Origin of the sequence: Pseudomonas sp. IB20 (genome assembly GCF_009707325.1) — a bacterium.
In the GTDB taxonomy this organism is placed as follows: Bacteria; Pseudomonadota; Gammaproteobacteria; order Pseudomonadales; family Pseudomonadaceae; genus Aquipseudomonas.
This window is the reverse complement of sequence record NZ_CP046103.1, coordinates 827,032-841,379: the sequence shown is the minus strand read 5'-3', so window position 1 is coordinate 841,379 and position 14,348 is coordinate 827,032. Positions and strand designations below refer to the sequence as shown.

At 59.5% G+C, this 14,348-nt stretch carries 13 protein-coding genes, 5 tRNA genes and 1 pseudogene; 8 read left to right on the top strand and 11 right to left on the bottom strand.

The features are described 5' to 3' along the window. Nucleotides 1-44 precede the first annotated feature (44 nt). Nucleotides 45-2,201, bottom strand: coding sequence for a DUF1631 domain-containing protein (locus GJU48_RS03820; RefSeq protein ID WP_094948950.1), 2,157 nt, complete (start codon nucleotides 2,199-2,201; stop codon nucleotides 45-47). A 243-nt stretch (nucleotides 2,202-2,444) separates the two neighbouring features. Here GJU48_RS03820 and nadC point away from each other — a divergent pair, with 243 nt between their 5' ends. Then, nucleotides 2,445-3,293, top strand: a complete 849-nt coding sequence (gene nadC / locus GJU48_RS03815; RefSeq protein ID WP_094948949.1) for a carboxylating nicotinate-nucleotide diphosphorylase — start codon at nucleotides 2,445-2,447, stop codon at nucleotides 3,291-3,293. Between the two features lie 54 nt (nucleotides 3,294-3,347). Here nadC and GJU48_RS03810 read toward each other — a convergent pair whose 3' ends face one another. From GJU48_RS03810 to GJU48_RS03800, 3 genes are all read right to left on the bottom strand, one after another. Then, on the bottom strand, nucleotides 3,348-3,653 hold the full coding sequence (locus GJU48_RS03810) for a DUF6388 family protein (RefSeq protein WP_094948948.1): 306 nt from the start codon (nucleotides 3,651-3,653) through the stop codon (nucleotides 3,348-3,350). Nucleotides 3,654-3,803: 150 nt separating this feature from the next. Further along, nucleotides 3,804-3,876, bottom strand: a tRNA-Thr gene (locus GJU48_RS03805). A gap of 64 nt (nucleotides 3,877-3,940) precedes the next feature. Next, nucleotides 3,941-4,354: a pilin gene (locus GJU48_RS03800; RefSeq protein ID WP_094948947.1), complete on the bottom strand. Its 414-nt coding sequence runs from the start codon at nucleotides 4,352-4,354 to the stop codon at nucleotides 3,941-3,943. Nucleotides 4,355-4,557: 203 nt separating this feature from the next. Between GJU48_RS03800 and GJU48_RS03795 the strand changes: the two genes are divergently transcribed. From GJU48_RS03795 to yacG, 4 genes are read left to right on the top strand one after another with little or no spacing between them, the layout of a single operon-like run. Next, complete coding sequence (locus GJU48_RS03795; protein WP_094948946.1) at nucleotides 4,558-5,766, top strand: type II secretion system F family protein; 1,209 nt, start codon at nucleotides 4,558-4,560, stop codon at nucleotides 5,764-5,766. Continuing rightward, nucleotides 5,763-6,629, top strand: coding sequence for a prepilin peptidase (locus GJU48_RS03790; RefSeq protein WP_094948945.1), 867 nt, complete (start codon nucleotides 5,763-5,765; stop codon nucleotides 6,627-6,629). Before GJU48_RS03795 ends, GJU48_RS03790 begins: the two co-directional genes overlap by 4 nt. Continuing rightward, nucleotides 6,626-7,249 (top strand): dephospho-CoA kinase, encoded by a 624-nt coding sequence (coaE, locus tag GJU48_RS03785; protein WP_094948944.1) that lies wholly within the window; start codon nucleotides 6,626-6,628, stop codon nucleotides 7,247-7,249. The genes GJU48_RS03790 and coaE overlap by 4 nt, the downstream gene beginning before the upstream one ends. Next, complete coding sequence (gene yacG, locus GJU48_RS03780; protein ID WP_094948943.1) at nucleotides 7,246-7,446, top strand: DNA gyrase inhibitor YacG; 201 nt, start codon at nucleotides 7,246-7,248, stop codon at nucleotides 7,444-7,446. The genes coaE and yacG overlap by 4 nt, the downstream gene beginning before the upstream one ends. On the opposite strand, the gene GJU48_RS03775 is transcribed toward yacG, so the two are convergent. Then, the gene (locus GJU48_RS03775) at nucleotides 7,443-7,658 is read right to left on the bottom strand and encodes a hypothetical protein (RefSeq protein ID WP_003171680.1); all 216 of its coding nucleotides are present in this window, start codon (nucleotides 7,656-7,658) and stop codon (nucleotides 7,443-7,445) included. The genes yacG and GJU48_RS03775 overlap by 4 nt on opposite strands. A gap of 66 nt (nucleotides 7,659-7,724) precedes the next feature. Then, nucleotides 7,725-8,414, bottom strand: a pseudogene (locus tag GJU48_RS03770) (energy-coupling factor ABC transporter permease). Between the two features lie 178 nt (nucleotides 8,415-8,592). On the opposite strand from GJU48_RS03770, the gene GJU48_RS03765 reads away from it, so the two are divergent. From GJU48_RS03765 to GJU48_RS03755, 3 genes are all read left to right on the top strand, one after another. Next, a complete protein-coding gene (locus GJU48_RS03765) occupies nucleotides 8,593-9,222 on the top strand; it encodes a DUF1780 domain-containing protein (RefSeq protein WP_083360208.1) in 630 nt (209 codons plus the stop codon). Between the two features lie 89 nt (nucleotides 9,223-9,311). Continuing rightward, nucleotides 9,312-9,485 carry a DUF3094 family protein gene (locus GJU48_RS03760; protein WP_048724181.1) on the top strand — a complete coding sequence of 58 codons (174 nt, stop codon included), beginning with the start codon at nucleotides 9,312-9,314 and terminating at the stop codon, nucleotides 9,483-9,485. Between the two features lie 60 nt (nucleotides 9,486-9,545). After that, nucleotides 9,546-10,844, top strand: coding sequence for an NAD(P)/FAD-dependent oxidoreductase (locus tag GJU48_RS03755; RefSeq protein WP_065900570.1), 1,299 nt, complete (start codon nucleotides 9,546-9,548; stop codon nucleotides 10,842-10,844). Between the two features lie 165 nt (nucleotides 10,845-11,009). Here the strand turns inward: GJU48_RS03755 and GJU48_RS03750 are convergent. The 5 genes from GJU48_RS03750 to clpB form a co-directional block, all read right to left on the bottom strand. After that, nucleotides 11,010-11,086 (bottom strand) — tRNA-Pro (locus GJU48_RS03750). 94 nt (nucleotides 11,087-11,180) lie between these two features. Then, nucleotides 11,181-11,256: transfer RNA gene (locus GJU48_RS03745), tRNA-Lys, on the bottom strand. A gap of 5 nt (nucleotides 11,257-11,261) precedes the next feature. Continuing rightward, nucleotides 11,262-11,338, bottom strand: a tRNA-Pro gene (locus tag GJU48_RS03740). Nucleotides 11,339-11,348: 10 nt separating this feature from the next. Next, nucleotides 11,349-11,424: transfer RNA gene (locus tag GJU48_RS03735), tRNA-Asn, on the bottom strand. Nucleotides 11,425-11,727: 303 nt separating this feature from the next. After that, entirely contained in the window at nucleotides 11,728-14,292 is a 2,565-nt protein-coding gene (gene clpB / locus GJU48_RS03730; protein ID WP_083360211.1) for an ATP-dependent chaperone ClpB, read from the bottom strand. Nucleotides 14,293-14,348: the final 56 nt, after the last annotated feature.

Here is a 14,348-nt window from a genome sequence, read left to right as displayed (position 1 = left end):
GACGAGGTATCACCAGTATGCCGCGTTCAGCCCTGCGGTTGCGATCACTTGCCGCGATTGAGTTGACGCAGGTTACCCACTACGCACGCCAACGCGCGGTCGAACAGCAACCCATCGTCCAAGGTGCGCAGCGCGCCGCGCTTGAACGCCATGGCCAATTGGCCGGCGGTTTTGTCCAGGACTTTGAGCCCGGTACGGCTGACAAAAATATAGCGGTTGGCCGGTGCCATGATCGCCGTCAGCTTGCATCGCAGGGTGGCGACTGCCTCTTGCTGGAACTCAACCCAGCCGCCAATGCGCAGTTGATGAGCCTTGAGCAGGTCCGGGTCATCGCTGGGCAGGCCTTCCATGGCGTCAGGCAACACGGCACCGAATGAAAACGGCTCACGCACCTTGATCAGCACATCAAGGGGCTCGCCTTCGCACGATTGAACATGCATGGCCTGCAAGCGCACAAAAAACTCACGGGTGCTGAAGGAATCGAACGCCGCGCGGGTCAAGCCGTTGCGCAACGCCGTGAGCAACCCAGGCAGTTGCTCCAGCAGGTGCCGCCCGGCCTCGGTGTCTTTCTGCAGGCCCACACTCCAGATCAGCTCGTCCATGGTCCGTACTGCCGACTGCCACTGCACCGACTGTTCGCCTTGCTTGAGGCTGGCCAACAACAGCACCTGGCTCCAGGCCTGCTGCAGAAACTCCACCACGGATTGCGGCAACACCTTGCCGAGCAAGCGCCGGTTAAGCAGGTCAGCCACACGCTCACGGGCGGCTTGCGTGCGCACACGCCCTTCTTCGGCTTCGCGGGTGTGCTGTTCAAGCAGCTCGCTACGGCGGCGTTCATCCAAGGTAAACGCACTGAACTGCGCCAGCAGTTGGGAAAAAATCGCCAGGTCTTCGACGAAGTCATTCAGCAAGCACTGCACCACTTGCTCGATCTGCAGGTACAGGCCGTCACGCTGATAGTCCGCGTGCGGGCTCCAACCCATGGCGGCAGCCGCGATCTCGTTGAGCAACCGCCGCGCTGGGTGATTGCTACGGCTGAGGAAACTTTTGTCCAGCACCGCGACTTTCAGCATCGGGATCTGCAAGCGGGCAATCAAGCCCTTGAAGGCATCCGGCACGGTACGGTCGTTAAGGATGAAATCGAACAGCAGCGCGATCAGGTTGATCACATCCTCATCGGCGTCTTCCACAACACGGGATTTGCCACTCTTGACGCTGACCCGGGTCAACAACTGCCCAAGCTGGTTGCGCAGGTCAAAGTCGTCTTCGGCCTCGGGTTCCGGCACGTATTGTTGCAAATGGGAGAGCAGGCGCAGCAGGTCGCGGGTGGCAATGGGTTGCGGCTCGGCGCAGGCCTCAAGGGTGGGCGCTACACTGCCACGTACCGCCGCCAGCAACTTTTGCAACGCGGCGAAGGCTTCCTGGCCGTTTTCATCCAGCGGCGGGTCGATGCTGGGCAGGCTGCCTTCTTGCTGTTGTTCGCGCGCCGCACGCCCGCCGGGCCGACGTGACGGCACCGCCTTGAGTTCAGGCAGCACCCCGGTGGCAACCAGCAACTGGTTGGCTTCGCCGAACAGTTGATCGGCGTCGCTGAGCACGTACTTTTCAAACAGCTTGAGCATGATCAGCTTGACGCGGATCTCCACCCCCAAGCTGCGCCCCGCGCGCAAAAAGAACTCACAAAGCAGCGCCGGGCCCAATGGGTTATCTCGCTCGTCCAGGGGCTTGCCGAGCACCGTGCCCAAGCGTGCAGTCAGTTGCCCCAGCGCCAGGCCATCGCGGTGCCGCACCCGGCCCAGCATGGCCTCCAGTGCAACGGCTTTTTCCAGGGCATCGCTGGACGTGCCGGGCGCCGCCTCGTAGGACACTACCGGCACCAGGTGCGGCTCGCCCGGCCCGCTGGGGCCCAGATTGGCGAAGGCGGCGAACAGTTGCTCCATGAATACGCGTTCGAAGTTCTTACGCTTGAGGCGCAAGTCGCGCATGGCTTCAAAGAAAATGTGATGGTCAACATTACTGCGGGCCTTGTCGGCCATTTCGAACAGGGTGTCGTCGGCGTTATCGAACAGCTCCTGCAAGCCTTGCTGCAACTGTTGGGCAGCCTTGTCGCGAACCTGCATCAACACCACCGGCAGGCGCGCGAGCGGGGATGGCGTGGCCTGTGCCTTGTTGATAGGCACCACCTTTCCGTCAATGTGCATCCTGGCCTCCTGAAACGGCGATGTTGGGGTGGGGAAAAATCGGCGACAGGTCCAATTGGGCTGCAAAAGCCGGTTACCACCAAGACGTCAAAGCTATGACGCCAATTGCAAGGCGCGAGATTATCTTGCAAACGAGGGTAGTTGCGCCAGCAAACTCTGCCATTGCGGTGTAAATGAGTGGGGAGCCTGGGTTCAAAGGCGCACAGCCCCTATAATCGAGGCACCTTGTTTGTGGAGCCTGTTATGCCGAATCTCCGTCTTGCCGACCTTACCGCCGAAATCGAAGCCAACGTGCGCCGTGCACTGCTGGAAGACATCGGCAGCGGCGATATCACTGCGCAATTGATCCCCGCCGAACGACTGGCCAAGGCCACGATCATTACTCGTGATGCCGCCGTTATCGCCGGTACTGCCTGGGTGGACGCCGTCTTCCGCCAGCTCGACCCTCGGGTCGCGGTGCATTGGCAGGTGGCCGACGGTGAGCGCGTCAGCCCCAACCAGGCGCTGTTCCATCTGGAAGGCCCGGCCCGTTCGCTGCTGAGTGGCGAACGCTGCGCACTGAATTTTCTGCAGATGCTGTCAGGCGTCGCCACCCGCGCCCACTACTTGGCGGATTTTGTCGCCACGACCCAGGTCAAGTTGCTGGACACCCGCAAAACCCTGCCAGGCCTGCGCCTAGCGCAGAAGTACGCAGTCACCTGCGGCGGCTGCCACAACCATCGCATCGGTTTGTATGACGCGTTCCTGATCAAGGAAAACCATATCGCCGCCTGTGGCGGTATTGCCCAGGCGATTTCGGCCGCCCACAAAATCGCCCCGGGCAAGCCGGTGGAAATCGAAGTGGAAAGCCTGGATGAACTGCGCGAAGCACTGGCGGCGGGTGCCGATATCATCATGCTCGACGAGTTGAGCCTGGATGACATGCGTGAGGCCGTGCGCCTGAACGCCGGCAAGGCCAAGCTGGAAGCAAGCGGCGGGATCAATGAAACCACCCTGCTGCCCATCGCTGAAACCGGGGTGGATTACATCTCCATCGGTGCGATGACCAAGGATGTGAAGGCGGTGGATTTGTCGATGCGCCTCAGTATCTGAGGCGCATGACCGAAATTTGCGGCCTCCACAACAAGCTCGTTGCAGGCTTAGTGCTTAGATCGCGAGATTATTCATCCCGCAATACTCGTTCCAGTCGACACCCAGCACCTCGGCAGCCTCCTTGTGCAAGGCCAGTCGCGCCGCCTCGAACTCTTCAGGGGTGGAGGTGTACTTGAGGCTCAGCTCCCATGGCTGCAGGCCCTGGGCCTCAGCCTCATCCTCAAATGCCCATTTGATCTGGTCCTTTTGATCATCGGCGCTCAGGTCCTTGATCTCATGCAGCAGTTCCGGCGACTCCGCGACGTACTTTTTGAGGGCTGCTTCGTGCCGCGCTTCCTGGGTCATCTCTGATGTGGTCATGTTGTTCTCTTAGATCGAGGAATGGGGATGCATCTGGGTCATCAAGGTTGCGCAGATACGAAAGAGCGGGCACGAATGCCGGCTCGTCTGGCCTTCAGAACCATTCTGGGATCATCTGAAAACGTTGCCTTTGAAACAGTGTTGCCTTTGTGCCCGAGACAGGAATCGAACCTGCGACCTTCGCGTTACGAGTGCGCTGCTCTACCGGCTGAGCTACACGGGCAGTGGGCTAAAGCTAGCACCGCATTGGGCGGGCAGCAACTAACTCGCATGCCGCCCAGCAGCCGCTAGGCCCCGTCGGCGCCGCAGCCCTTGGCGATGTATTGCGCATCAGCCGTAGTGGCACACTTCCAGCCCGTGGTGGCGCTGCGCGTCAAGGTGATGGTCTTGCCTTGCACGGGCGCCGGTGCATCGAGGATTTCACAGCTGATGGAACCGACGCCAGTCGCCACATCGCCTGCCACGTCAATCTTGCAATTGGCGGTGGGGCTGGTGCCACCGATCAAGGCCAGGGTCGGCACAGTGCCTTGGTTGAAGGTATCTTCGAAACCGGCCTTCAACGCGGAGATTTCAGCCAACCCCGCCGTGAACTTGGCCTTGGCCTGGTTATTGGTGTACATGGGCAAACCGATGGTTGCCAAAATGCCGATGATTGCCACGACGATCAACAACTCGATCAAGGTAAAGCCTTTCTGACGCATCACATTCACTCTCCAGATATAGAACCCATACCAAGGCGCGTCCTGCGCCTCGCGTTGTGCAACGGCGCCAGTGTACTCATCCGTGGGCAACCAATCGCGTGCAAGACGCACAATCTGACATTTTATCCTTCGCCACCGGCCTGTCCGAATCCATGACCTGACTAAGCTATAAATCTTCAACCACCCGCGTGCGGAAACGTGACATGAATGACGCTGCAACGATCTACGCCTGGGAAGGCATCAACCGCAAAGGGCGCAGGGTGTCCGGGCAAACCGTCGGCCATGACCTGGCGCTGATCAAGGCGCAGTTGCGCCAACAAGGAATCTTCCCCGGCCGCGTGCGCAAGAAAACCACGCGCCTGCCGAGCTTCGCCCCGCCGATAAAACCCGCCGATATTGCGCTGTTCACTCGCCAACTGGCGACTTTGCTGAAGGCTGGCATACCGCTGCTGCAAGCCTTCGACATTATCCGCGAAGGCTTCGACAACCGCCTGATGCGCGAACTGGTAAAGGGTTTGAAACAGGAAATCGCTGCCGGCAACAACCTGGCGGCGGCACTGCGCAAGCAACCGCGTTACTTCGATGACCTGTATTGCAACCTGGTGGCTGCCGGGGAACAAGCCGGCGCCCTGGAAACCCTGCTGGAGCGGGTGGCGGTGCACCTGGAAAAAAGCCAACAGCTCAAGGCGCGAATCAAAAAGGCCATGACCTACCCCATCGCGGTGATCGTGGTCGCGTGCGTGGTCAGCAGCATCCTGCTGATTCATGTAGTGCCGCAGTTCCAGATCCTGTTTGCCGGGGTCGACGGCAAACTCCCCGGGTTTACCTTGGCCGTCATCGTCCTGTCCGAATTCCTGCAGCAGGCCTGGTGGATGCTCGTGCTGGGCCTGGGCGCTACATTTGCAAGCTTGCGCCAGGCCTACCGAGCCTCTCCTGGTTTTCGCCACTGGTTGGACGCAGGTTTGTTGAACACGCCCCTGGCAGGCACACTGCTGAAAAAAACCGCCGTCGCCCGTTATGCCCGCACACTCTCGACCACCTTCGCAGCAGGTGTGCCTTTGGTGCAGGCGCTGGACTCGGTAGCAGGCGCGGTGGGCAATGGGTTGTTCAAACAGGCGATCGAGCATATGCGTCACGATGTATCCACAGGCATGCAGTTGCATCAATCCATGGCCGGCAGCGGGCTGTTTCCCAGTATGGCGATCCAGATGACCGCGATCGGTGAAGAGTCGGGCACGCTGGACCGCATGCTGGAAAAAGTCGCCAATCACTTTGAGTCCGACGTGGAAAATCTGGTCGACAACCTCACCAGCCTGATGGAGCCACTGATCATGGTGGTACTGGGCGGCATTGTCGGCGCGTTAGTCATCGCCATGTACCTGCCGGTGTTCCAATTGGGGTCGGCATTTTGAGCCTGCTGCTGAGCGAGCAACCTTGGGTCTTCGTTGGGATGGCGCTGGTACTGGGCTTGATCGTCGGCAGTTTCCTCAACGTGCTGGTGTGGCGCCTGCCGAAGATGCTCGAGCGCGAATGGCGCGCCCAGGCCCAAGAGGTGCTCGGCTTACCTGCCGACCCGGCGGGCCCGACTTACAACTTGATGCACCCCAATTCCTGCTGCCCGCAATGCAAACAGCCGATTCGCCCGTGGGAAAATATCCCGCTGCTCAGCTATCTGCTGCTCAGAGGGCGCTGCGCCCAGTGTCGTGAGCCGATCGGTGCGCGCTACCCCTTCACGGAGCTTGCCTGCGCGCTGATCTCGGCGACGGTCGCCTGGCATTTCGGCTTCGGCTGGCAAGCAGGTGCGGTGATGTTGCTGAGCTGGGGGTTGCTGGCGATGAGCCTGATCGATGTGGATCATCAACTGCTGCCCGACGTTCTGGTGCTGCCGCTGTTATGGCTGGGGTTGATCCTCAACAGTGCCGACATGCTGGCGACGCTGCCCGATGCGCTATGGGGCGCGGTGATCGGCTATATGAGCCTGTGGACGGTGTTCTGGCTGTTCAAGATGATCACCGGCAAGGACGGCATGGGCTATGGCGACTTCAAGTTATTGGCCCTGCTCGGCGCCTGGGGTGGTTGGCAGATCCTGCCGATGACGCTGCTGATGTCATCGCTGCTCGGGGTGCTCGCCGGGTTGACCCTGATGCGCTTGCGCAAGCCCCAGGCGTCGTTACCGATGCCGTTTGGTCCGTGCCTGGCGATTGCCGGCTGGATTGCATTGCTCTGGGGTGGTCAAATAACCGACTTCTATTTGCAGTCTGTCGGTTTCAGATGACCACTTCTGTTGCAACACCTTGGATTCTTGGCCTCACCGGCGGCATCGGCAGCGGTAAAAGCGCGGCCGCCCAGCACTTTGTCGACCTGGGCATTGACCTGGTCGACGCCGACCATGCCGCCCGCTGGGTGGTCGAACCCGGCCGGCCGGCCCTGGCGCGCATCGCTGAGCACTTCGGTGCAGGCGTGCTGCTGCCCGACGGCCAATTGGACCGCGCGGCGTTGCGCAACCTGATCTTTGAGGTGCCCGAAGAGCGCCGCTGGCTGGAAGCCCTGCTGCACCCGCTGATCGGTGAGGAAATTCGCAGCCACCTGGCCCGCGCTCGGTCGCCTTACGCGATCCTGGTATCACCGCTGCTGATCGAATCCGGCCAGAACAGCATGACCCAGCGCATCCTGGTGATCGACGTGCCGCAATCACTGCAGATTCAGCGTACCCTGCAGCGCGACGGCATCAGCGAACAGCAGGTGCAGGCGATTCTGAAGGCTCAGTCCAGCCGTGAAGACCGCCTGAACCATGCCGATGACGTGCTGGTCAATGACCAGGACCTTGCCTGGCTGCACAGCGAGGTCGAGCGACTGCACCACTTTTACCTTACTTTGCGTGGAGGCCGATCATGAGCCAACCTAAGACCGTCGACTGCCCAACCTGCGGTGCACCCGTGGAATGGAAAACAGACAACGCCAACCGGCCGTTCTGCTCGGACCGTTGCAAACTTATCGACCTGGGCGCCTGGGCGTCGGAAGAGCACAAGATTCCGGTCAGCCCGGATGCCGAGGACGACCTGTTCTCCGAAGACCTGCCGCCGCGCCACTAAGGCCGCATAAAGGCGTATTCCTGCTGGTCGTCGAGGTTCTCTGCAAGGTATTGCAGCTCGTCGGCCAAGTCTTCAAAACTGCGTACGCCCTTGCTCTGCTGCACCACCGCACTGAGCATGGCGCGCAGGGTCAAGCCTGGGTCAAAACCGATTTCCTGTGCAGCGTCCTGACTTCTGCGCAACTCCTGCCGTGCCCATTCGTACACACTCATGCCTAAAGCCCCTTCAAGATTTTCGCAAAGCATGGGCCTGCGCAGGTGCCCGGGATTTGATCTGGATCAACGCCGCGAATCGTCATCCTTCCACGGCGCCGACAAGTAGCGCGTGCGGTTAAAGGTCTCCAACCATTCAGGGCAGAACACCACCAGGGCGCTGACGACCATGCCGTTGATAAAGGCTTCGGGGAAGATGATCAGCCACAGGTAACCGACAAAATCCTCCAGCCATTCCGGCATTGCGAAACGGCCGTCGAACCACAGCAGGCCCAATGCGGCCAACAGGCAGAGCAGCGCCGACAGCGCGGCGGCAAAAAAACCCGAGCAGAAGATATACACAAAGGGATTGCGTGGTTGCGCCCGCTCAACCAGCACTGCGCAGGCCTCCGTGACCAGCACCGGCAACACAATCAGCAGCAGGCCATTGACGCCAACGGCGGCCAAGTCCTAGCGCCCCAGCAGCACCAGACCGAACTGCGCAGCCAACCCGCCGACGATTGCCAGAGGCCAATCGAGCAGCAGGGTCACAGCGGTCATGCCAATAAAATGGTAAGAAACGCCCGTATCAAAATCCCGCCGCACCAGCCACAACATGAACAGCGCAAACACCGTACCGAACAGCAGATGCTGGCGCCGTCGGTCGGCAAACAGCTCAACCCAGGGTGAGCGCAGGATTGCCCACATCACCACCGGCGCATACAACAGCCAGCCGACGCTGAGGGTTTCCGGCGCCAGCACGGCGGCGCTGATCACGGCTTCACCTGCTCCAGGGCCTGGCGCAGTTCAGCGGCTGCAGTAAAGGCTTAGAAACAGCACTGCGAAAAACTTCACTGCTTACTCCTTGGTTTGGATGATGGTCGAGTAGCCAGTCTACACCGGCCTTTTAAAGCAAGACTTCCTGCGGTCATCATTTGAACGCTAAGCTGCAAATATGGATGACTCAGATTATTTGCGCCTGCTCACCGTAGCGGCCGAACAAGCCAATGCGTTCCTGTCCAATGCCCGCAAATGGGAGCGTGAGCGTTGGGTCTGCCAGCGCCTGCTGCAAGGCTTGAATGTGCCCTACCGCGCCGAAGAGTTTCATGCCGCCGGTCAAGAGCCGCCGGATGTGCTGTTTCGCGACGCCAGTTTTGAGGTGTTTTTCGTGCTGGATGAAGGCCGACGCCTGAACGACGAATGGCGCGATGAACTGCTGCGCCGACGCAGTGCGTTTTCCCTGAGCCAACTGGTACGCCGCGAGGCCAAGCCGCGGCGCATTCCGGCCCATGAGTTCCTACTGCGCCTGGCACCGACGCTGCGCAAAAAAGCGCATAACTACAAAGAGCGCGGTATGGACCTGGGCGAGTTGGACCTCATCGCCTTCACCAGCCTCAAACGCGAAGTGCTGGACCTCAACAGCCACTTCCCGCCCCCCACCGAATACCTGCGCCAGGGCTGGCGCTCGTTGTCCCTGGTAGGGCCGACCTTTGCCCGGGTACTGTTCGCCCACCCCGACGCACCGGATTTCTTGCGCAACAACCTGGGGCGCAGCATAGTATTCGACGTGGGCATCAGCTTGTGACTCGGGTACAGGCTACGCTTGTGGCAATACCGCCAACCCCCTGACTGTAACGTGGCGCCCTTTTGCAACGTCTATCTGACGAGGCCTTTATGACCAGCCGCCTGAACCCCGATGACCAACAGCATGTCGAAGAGTACCTGCAACTCTCCCAGAACCAAGTCGAGCGCAAGCCTTTCCGGCCGTGGCTGCTCCTTGGTGTGGTGCTGGTAGTGGTGATCGGGCTCGGTCTGCTGAGCCGCCTTTTGAGTTACCTGACGCTATGAGCTGCCTGGCGCTCGCGGGGGTAACTGCTCCGATTTCTTTTAGCCTTGCGAGATATCCCCATGACCCATCGTATTATTATCGTCGGCGGCGGCGCCGGCGGCCTGGAGTTGGCTACCCGCCTGGGTAAGACTCTGGGCAAGCGCGGCACCGCCAGCATCACGCTGGTGGACGCCAACCTGACCCATATCTGGAAGCCGCTGCTGCATGAAGTGGCGGCCGGTTCGCTGAATTCTTCGGAAGACGAACTCAATTATGTCGCCCAAGCCAAATGGAACCACTTCGAGTTCCAGCTGGGGCGCATGAGCGGGCTTGACCGTGAACAGAAGAAAATCCAGCTGGCCGCCACCCTTGATGAAGAAGGCCGCGAACTGGTGCCTGCGCGCGTGCTGGGCTACGACAGCCTGGTGATCGCGGTCGGTAGCACCACCAATGACTTCGGCACCGAAGGCGCGGCGCAACACTGCCTGTTCCTCGACACGCGCAAACAAGCCGAGCGCTTTCACCAGCAGTTGCTCAACCACTATCTGCGCGCCCATGCCGGGCAGACCGATACCATTGAGCAGATCAGCGTCGCCATCGTCGGTGCCGGTGCCACCGGTGTTGAACTTGCCGCCGAGCTGCATAACGCCGCCCATGAGCTGGCGGCGTATGGCCTGGACCGGATCAAACCGGAAAACATGCACATCACCCTGATCGAGGCTGGCCCACGGGTATTGCCTGCGCTGCCGGAGCGAATTGGCGGGCCGGTGCATAAAACCCTGGAGAAACTCGGCGTCACCGTGCTGACCAACTCAGCGGTCAGCGAAGTGACCGCCGACGCGCTGATCACCAGCAGCGGCCAGGTCATCCCTGCCAGCCTGAAGGTGTGGGCCGCAGGGATTCGCGCGCCAGGTTTCCTCAAGGATATCGATGGCCTGGAAACCAACCGCATCAACCAGCTTCAAGTGCTCCCAACGCTGCAGACCACTCGCGACGAGAACATCTTCGCCTTTGGCGACTGCGCCGCCTGCCCGCAACCGGGCACCGACCGCAATGTGCCACCACGCGCCCAGGCCGCTCACCAGCAGGCTTCGTTGCTGGCCAAGTCGCTGAAGCTGCGCATTGAAGGCAAGGACCTGCCGTCCTACAAGTACACCGACTACGGTTCGCTGATCTCGCTGTCGCGGTTCTCCGCGGTGGGTAACTTGATGGGCAATTTGACTGGCAGCGTGATGCTCGAAGGCTGGCTGGCGCGGATGTTCTATGTGTCGCTGTACCGCATGCACCAGATGGCGCTGTACGGTTTTTTCCGCACGGCGATGCTGATGCTGGGCAGCAAGATTGGGCGCGGGACTGAGCCTCGGCTCAAGCTGCACTGATCGACTGAATGGCCACAAAAAAATCCCCCTATCGAGCGATAGGGGGATTTTTTTGACTTTGCACCAACGCACTAATCAGCACAATATTTGTTTGGAATTCGCACAAGCAGGCCAACCAACGGGCAAAAAAAATCCCCGTATCTTTCGATACGAGGATTTTTAATATGGTCGGGGTAAGGGGATTCGAACTCCTGACATCCTGCTCCCAAAGCAGGCGCGCTACCGGACTGCGCTATACCCCGGTAAAAAAAAGGCGACCTTTCAGTCGCCTTCTTCGATCAGTGCTTTTGGCCTCTGATCTTAAGATTCGATTCCAGCGTTAACTGGTCTCAAAAATGGTGGGTCGTGTGGGATTCGAACCTACGACCAATTGGTTAAAAGCCAACTGCTCTACCAACTGAGCTAACGACCCAAAAATGGTCGGGGTAAGGGGATTCGAACTCCTGACATCCTGCTCCCAAAGCAGGCGCGCTACCGGACTGCGCTATACCCCGGTTTTGAAATTGGCTCCGTGACCAGGACTCGAACCTGGGACCCAATGATTAACAGTCATTTGCTCTACCGACTGAGCTATCACGGAACTACATATTTCAAATGTACAACTTTTACCGCTTTGTAACCTTCTCTTCGACCCGTCCGTATCGCTACGTTCATGTCTCTGAGGCGCGCTATTCTACAATCTTAAAAACCCCTGTCAACCCTTTAAATTGCTTTTAAGACAATGATTTGCGCTTCTTTCTGATTTCTTCTTGGGGAGAAGAAACCCGTGGGCTGACGTTGCTGCGGGGCGCACTTTACAAGCCTTTGCCTTACAGTTCAACGCCCTATCGAAAAAAAAGGCCCCGCAATGCGGGGCCTCCTCTTATCGCCATACAGGCTGGGCTCAGTGGAAGACGATTTCGTCGTTTTCCACCGTGGCCGCGACGCTGGTCCCCGGCATGAAGCTGCCCGACAAGATCAACTGCGCCAGCGGGTTCTCTATCCAGCGCTGAATCGCACGTTTGAGAGGCCGTGCGCCATACACCGGGTCGTAACCCACCGCGATCAGCTTGTCCAACGCCTCGCTGCTCAGCTCCAGGTCGAGTTCGCGCTCGGCCAGGCGGCTGCGCAGGCGGCCCAACTGGATCTCGGTGATGCCCGCGATCTGATCCCGCGCCAAAGGCTCGAAGATCACCACTTCATCGACCCGGTTGATAAATTCCGGGCGGAAGTGCGAGGTCAGCGCATCCATGACCGCAGCACGCTGCGCCTCACGATCGCCGACCAGTTCCTGGATTTGCGAGGAGCCCAGGTTGGAGGTCATCACGATCACCGTGTTGCGAAAATCCACGGTACGCCCGTGGCTGTCCGTCAAGCGGCCATCTTCCAGCACCTGCAGCAAGATGTTGAACACATCCGGGTGGGCCTTCTCGACCTCGTCCAGCAAGATCACCGAGTAAGGCTTGCGCCGCACGGCTTCGGTCAGGTAACCGCCCTCCTCGTAGCCCACATAGCCTGGTGGGGCACCAATCAAGCGCGCCACCGAGTGTTTCTCCATGAATTCGGACATATCGATCCGCACCATGGCCTCTTCGGTATCAAAGAGGAACTCGGCCAAGGCCTTGCACAGCTCGGTCTTACCCACGCCGGTCGGGCCGAGGAACATGAACGAGCCGCTCGGACGGTTCGGGTCGGACAAGCCGGCCCGGGAACGGCGTACCGCGTTGGACACCGCCACCACCGCCTCTTCCTGGCCAATAACGCGCTGGTGCAACAGGCTTTCCATTTTCAGCAGTTTGTCGCGCTCACCTTCGAGCATTTTCGACACGGGGATGCCGGTCCACTTCGAGACGACTTCGGCGATTTCTTCCTCCGTCACCTTGCTGCGCAGCAACTGGTTCTCGCTTTTACCGTGCTGATCGACCATTTGCAGGCTGCGCTCCAGGTCCGGGATAACCCCGTACTGCAACTCAGCCATGCGGTTCAGGTCGCCTTTACGGCGTGCCGCTTCCAGTTCCTGACGGGACTGCTCGATTTTTTGCTGGATCTGCGCAGAACCCTGCACTTCGGCTTTTTCCGAGGTCCAGATCTCCTCGAGGTCTGAATACTCACGCTCCAAGCGCAGGATTTCTTCCTGGAGTTTTTCCAGGCGTTTCTTCGCCGCCTCGTCCTCTTCCTTCTTCAGTGCCTGGGATTCGACTTTCAGTTGAATCAGGCGCCGATCCAGGCGGTCGAGCACTTCCGGCTTGGAGTCGATCTCCATGCGAATGCGGCTGGCCGCTTCGTCGATCAGGTCAATGGCCTTGTCCGGCAACTGACGGTCAGTGATATAGCGATGGCTCAATTTGGCCGCCGCAATGATCGCGCCGTCAGTGATCGCCACCTTATGGTGGACCTCATAGCGTTCTTTCAGGCCACGCAGGATCGCGATGGTGTCTTCTTCACTCGGTTCTTCCACCAGTACTTTCTGGAAACGACGCTCAAGGGCTGCGTCCTTTTCAATGTACTGGCGGTATTCGTTGAGCGTGGTCGCACCAACGCAATGCAACTCACCCCGAGCCAGGGCTGGCTTGAGCATGTTGCCCGCGTCCATCGAGCCTTCGCCCTTACCGGCGCCGACCATGGTGTGCAGTTCGTCGATAAACAGAATGATCTGCCCGTCCTGCTTCGACAGCTCATTGAGCAGGGATTTCAGGCGCTCTTCGAACTCGCCACGGAACTTGGCACCGGCGATCAGCGAGCCCATGTCCAAAGACAGCAGGCGCTTGCCTTTAAGGCCGTCCGGCACTTCACCATTAATGATGCGTTGGGCCAAGCCTTCGGCAATCGCGGTTTTACCCACGCCAGGTTCACCGATCAGCACCGGGTTGTTCTTGGTGCGGCGTTGCAGCACTTGGATAGTGCGACGAATTTCGTCGTCACGGCCAATCACCGGGTCAAGCTTGCCTTCTTCGGCGCGCTTGGTCAGGTCGACGGTGTATTTATCCAGGGCCTGGCGCGACTCCTCATGGTTGGGGTCATTCACCGCTTCGCCGCCACGCAGGTTGTTGATGGCGTTTTCCAAGGCTTTCTTACTCACGCCCTGGCCCAGCAACAATTTGCCAAGCTTGCTGTTGTCGTCCATCGCGGCGAGCAGCACCAGTTCGCTGGAGATGAACTGGTCACCTTTCTGCTGGGCCAGACGATCCGCCTGGTTAAGCAGGCGCGCCAAGTCCTGCGACATGTTCACGTCGCCGGTAGGGTTTTGGATTTTCGGCAGTTGGTCGAGCTCTTTGCTCAACTCCTTGCGCAGGCTGTTGACGTCAAAGCCCACCTGCATCAGCAAGGGCTTGATAGAACCACCTTGCTGCTCCAGAAGCGCCTGCATCAAGTGCGCAGGCTCGATGGCCGGGTGGTCAAGGCCCACCGCCAAGGATTGAGAGTCAGATAAAGCCAACTGCAATTTGCTGGTTAAACGATCAATACGCATTAGTCACCTTCCTTTTGAGCAGGCCGGAGCTATAAACACATCCTGAATGAAGAAAC

What these genes read in the sequence shown, in the direction of transcription:
- clpB (WP_083360211.1), bottom strand. Translation starts at nt 14,292, where the DNA reads ATGCGTATTGATCGTTTAACCAGCAAATTGCAGTTGGCTTTATCTGAC.
- coaE (WP_094948944.1), top strand. Translation starts at nt 6,626, where the DNA reads ATGACCACTTCTGTTGCAACACCTTGGATTCTTGGCCTCACCGGCGGC.
- GJU48_RS03820 (WP_094948950.1), bottom strand. Translation starts at nt 2,201, where the DNA reads ATGCACATTGACGGAAAGGTGGTGCCTATCAACAAGGCACAGGCCACG.
- nadC (WP_094948949.1), top strand. Translation starts at nt 2,445, where the DNA reads ATGCCGAATCTCCGTCTTGCCGACCTTACCGCCGAAATCGAAGCCAAC.
- GJU48_RS03775 (WP_003171680.1), bottom strand. Translation starts at nt 7,658, where the DNA reads ATGAGTGTGTACGAATGGGCACGGCAGGAGTTGCGCAGAAGTCAGGAC.
- GJU48_RS03755 (WP_065900570.1), top strand. Translation starts at nt 9,546, where the DNA reads ATGACCCATCGTATTATTATCGTCGGCGGCGGCGCCGGCGGCCTGGAG.
- GJU48_RS03765 (WP_083360208.1), top strand. Translation starts at nt 8,593, where the DNA reads ATGGATGACTCAGATTATTTGCGCCTGCTCACCGTAGCGGCCGAACAA.
- GJU48_RS03810 (WP_094948948.1), bottom strand. Translation starts at nt 3,653, where the DNA reads ATGACCACATCAGAGATGACCCAGGAAGCGCGGCACGAAGCAGCCCTC.
- GJU48_RS03760 (WP_048724181.1), top strand. Translation starts at nt 9,312, where the DNA reads ATGACCAGCCGCCTGAACCCCGATGACCAACAGCATGTCGAAGAGTAC.
- GJU48_RS03795 (WP_094948946.1), top strand. Translation starts at nt 4,558, where the DNA reads ATGAATGACGCTGCAACGATCTACGCCTGGGAAGGCATCAACCGCAAA.
- yacG (WP_094948943.1), top strand. Translation starts at nt 7,246, where the DNA reads ATGAGCCAACCTAAGACCGTCGACTGCCCAACCTGCGGTGCACCCGTG.
- GJU48_RS03800 (WP_094948947.1), bottom strand. Translation starts at nt 4,354, where the DNA reads ATGCGTCAGAAAGGCTTTACCTTGATCGAGTTGTTGATCGTCGTGGCA.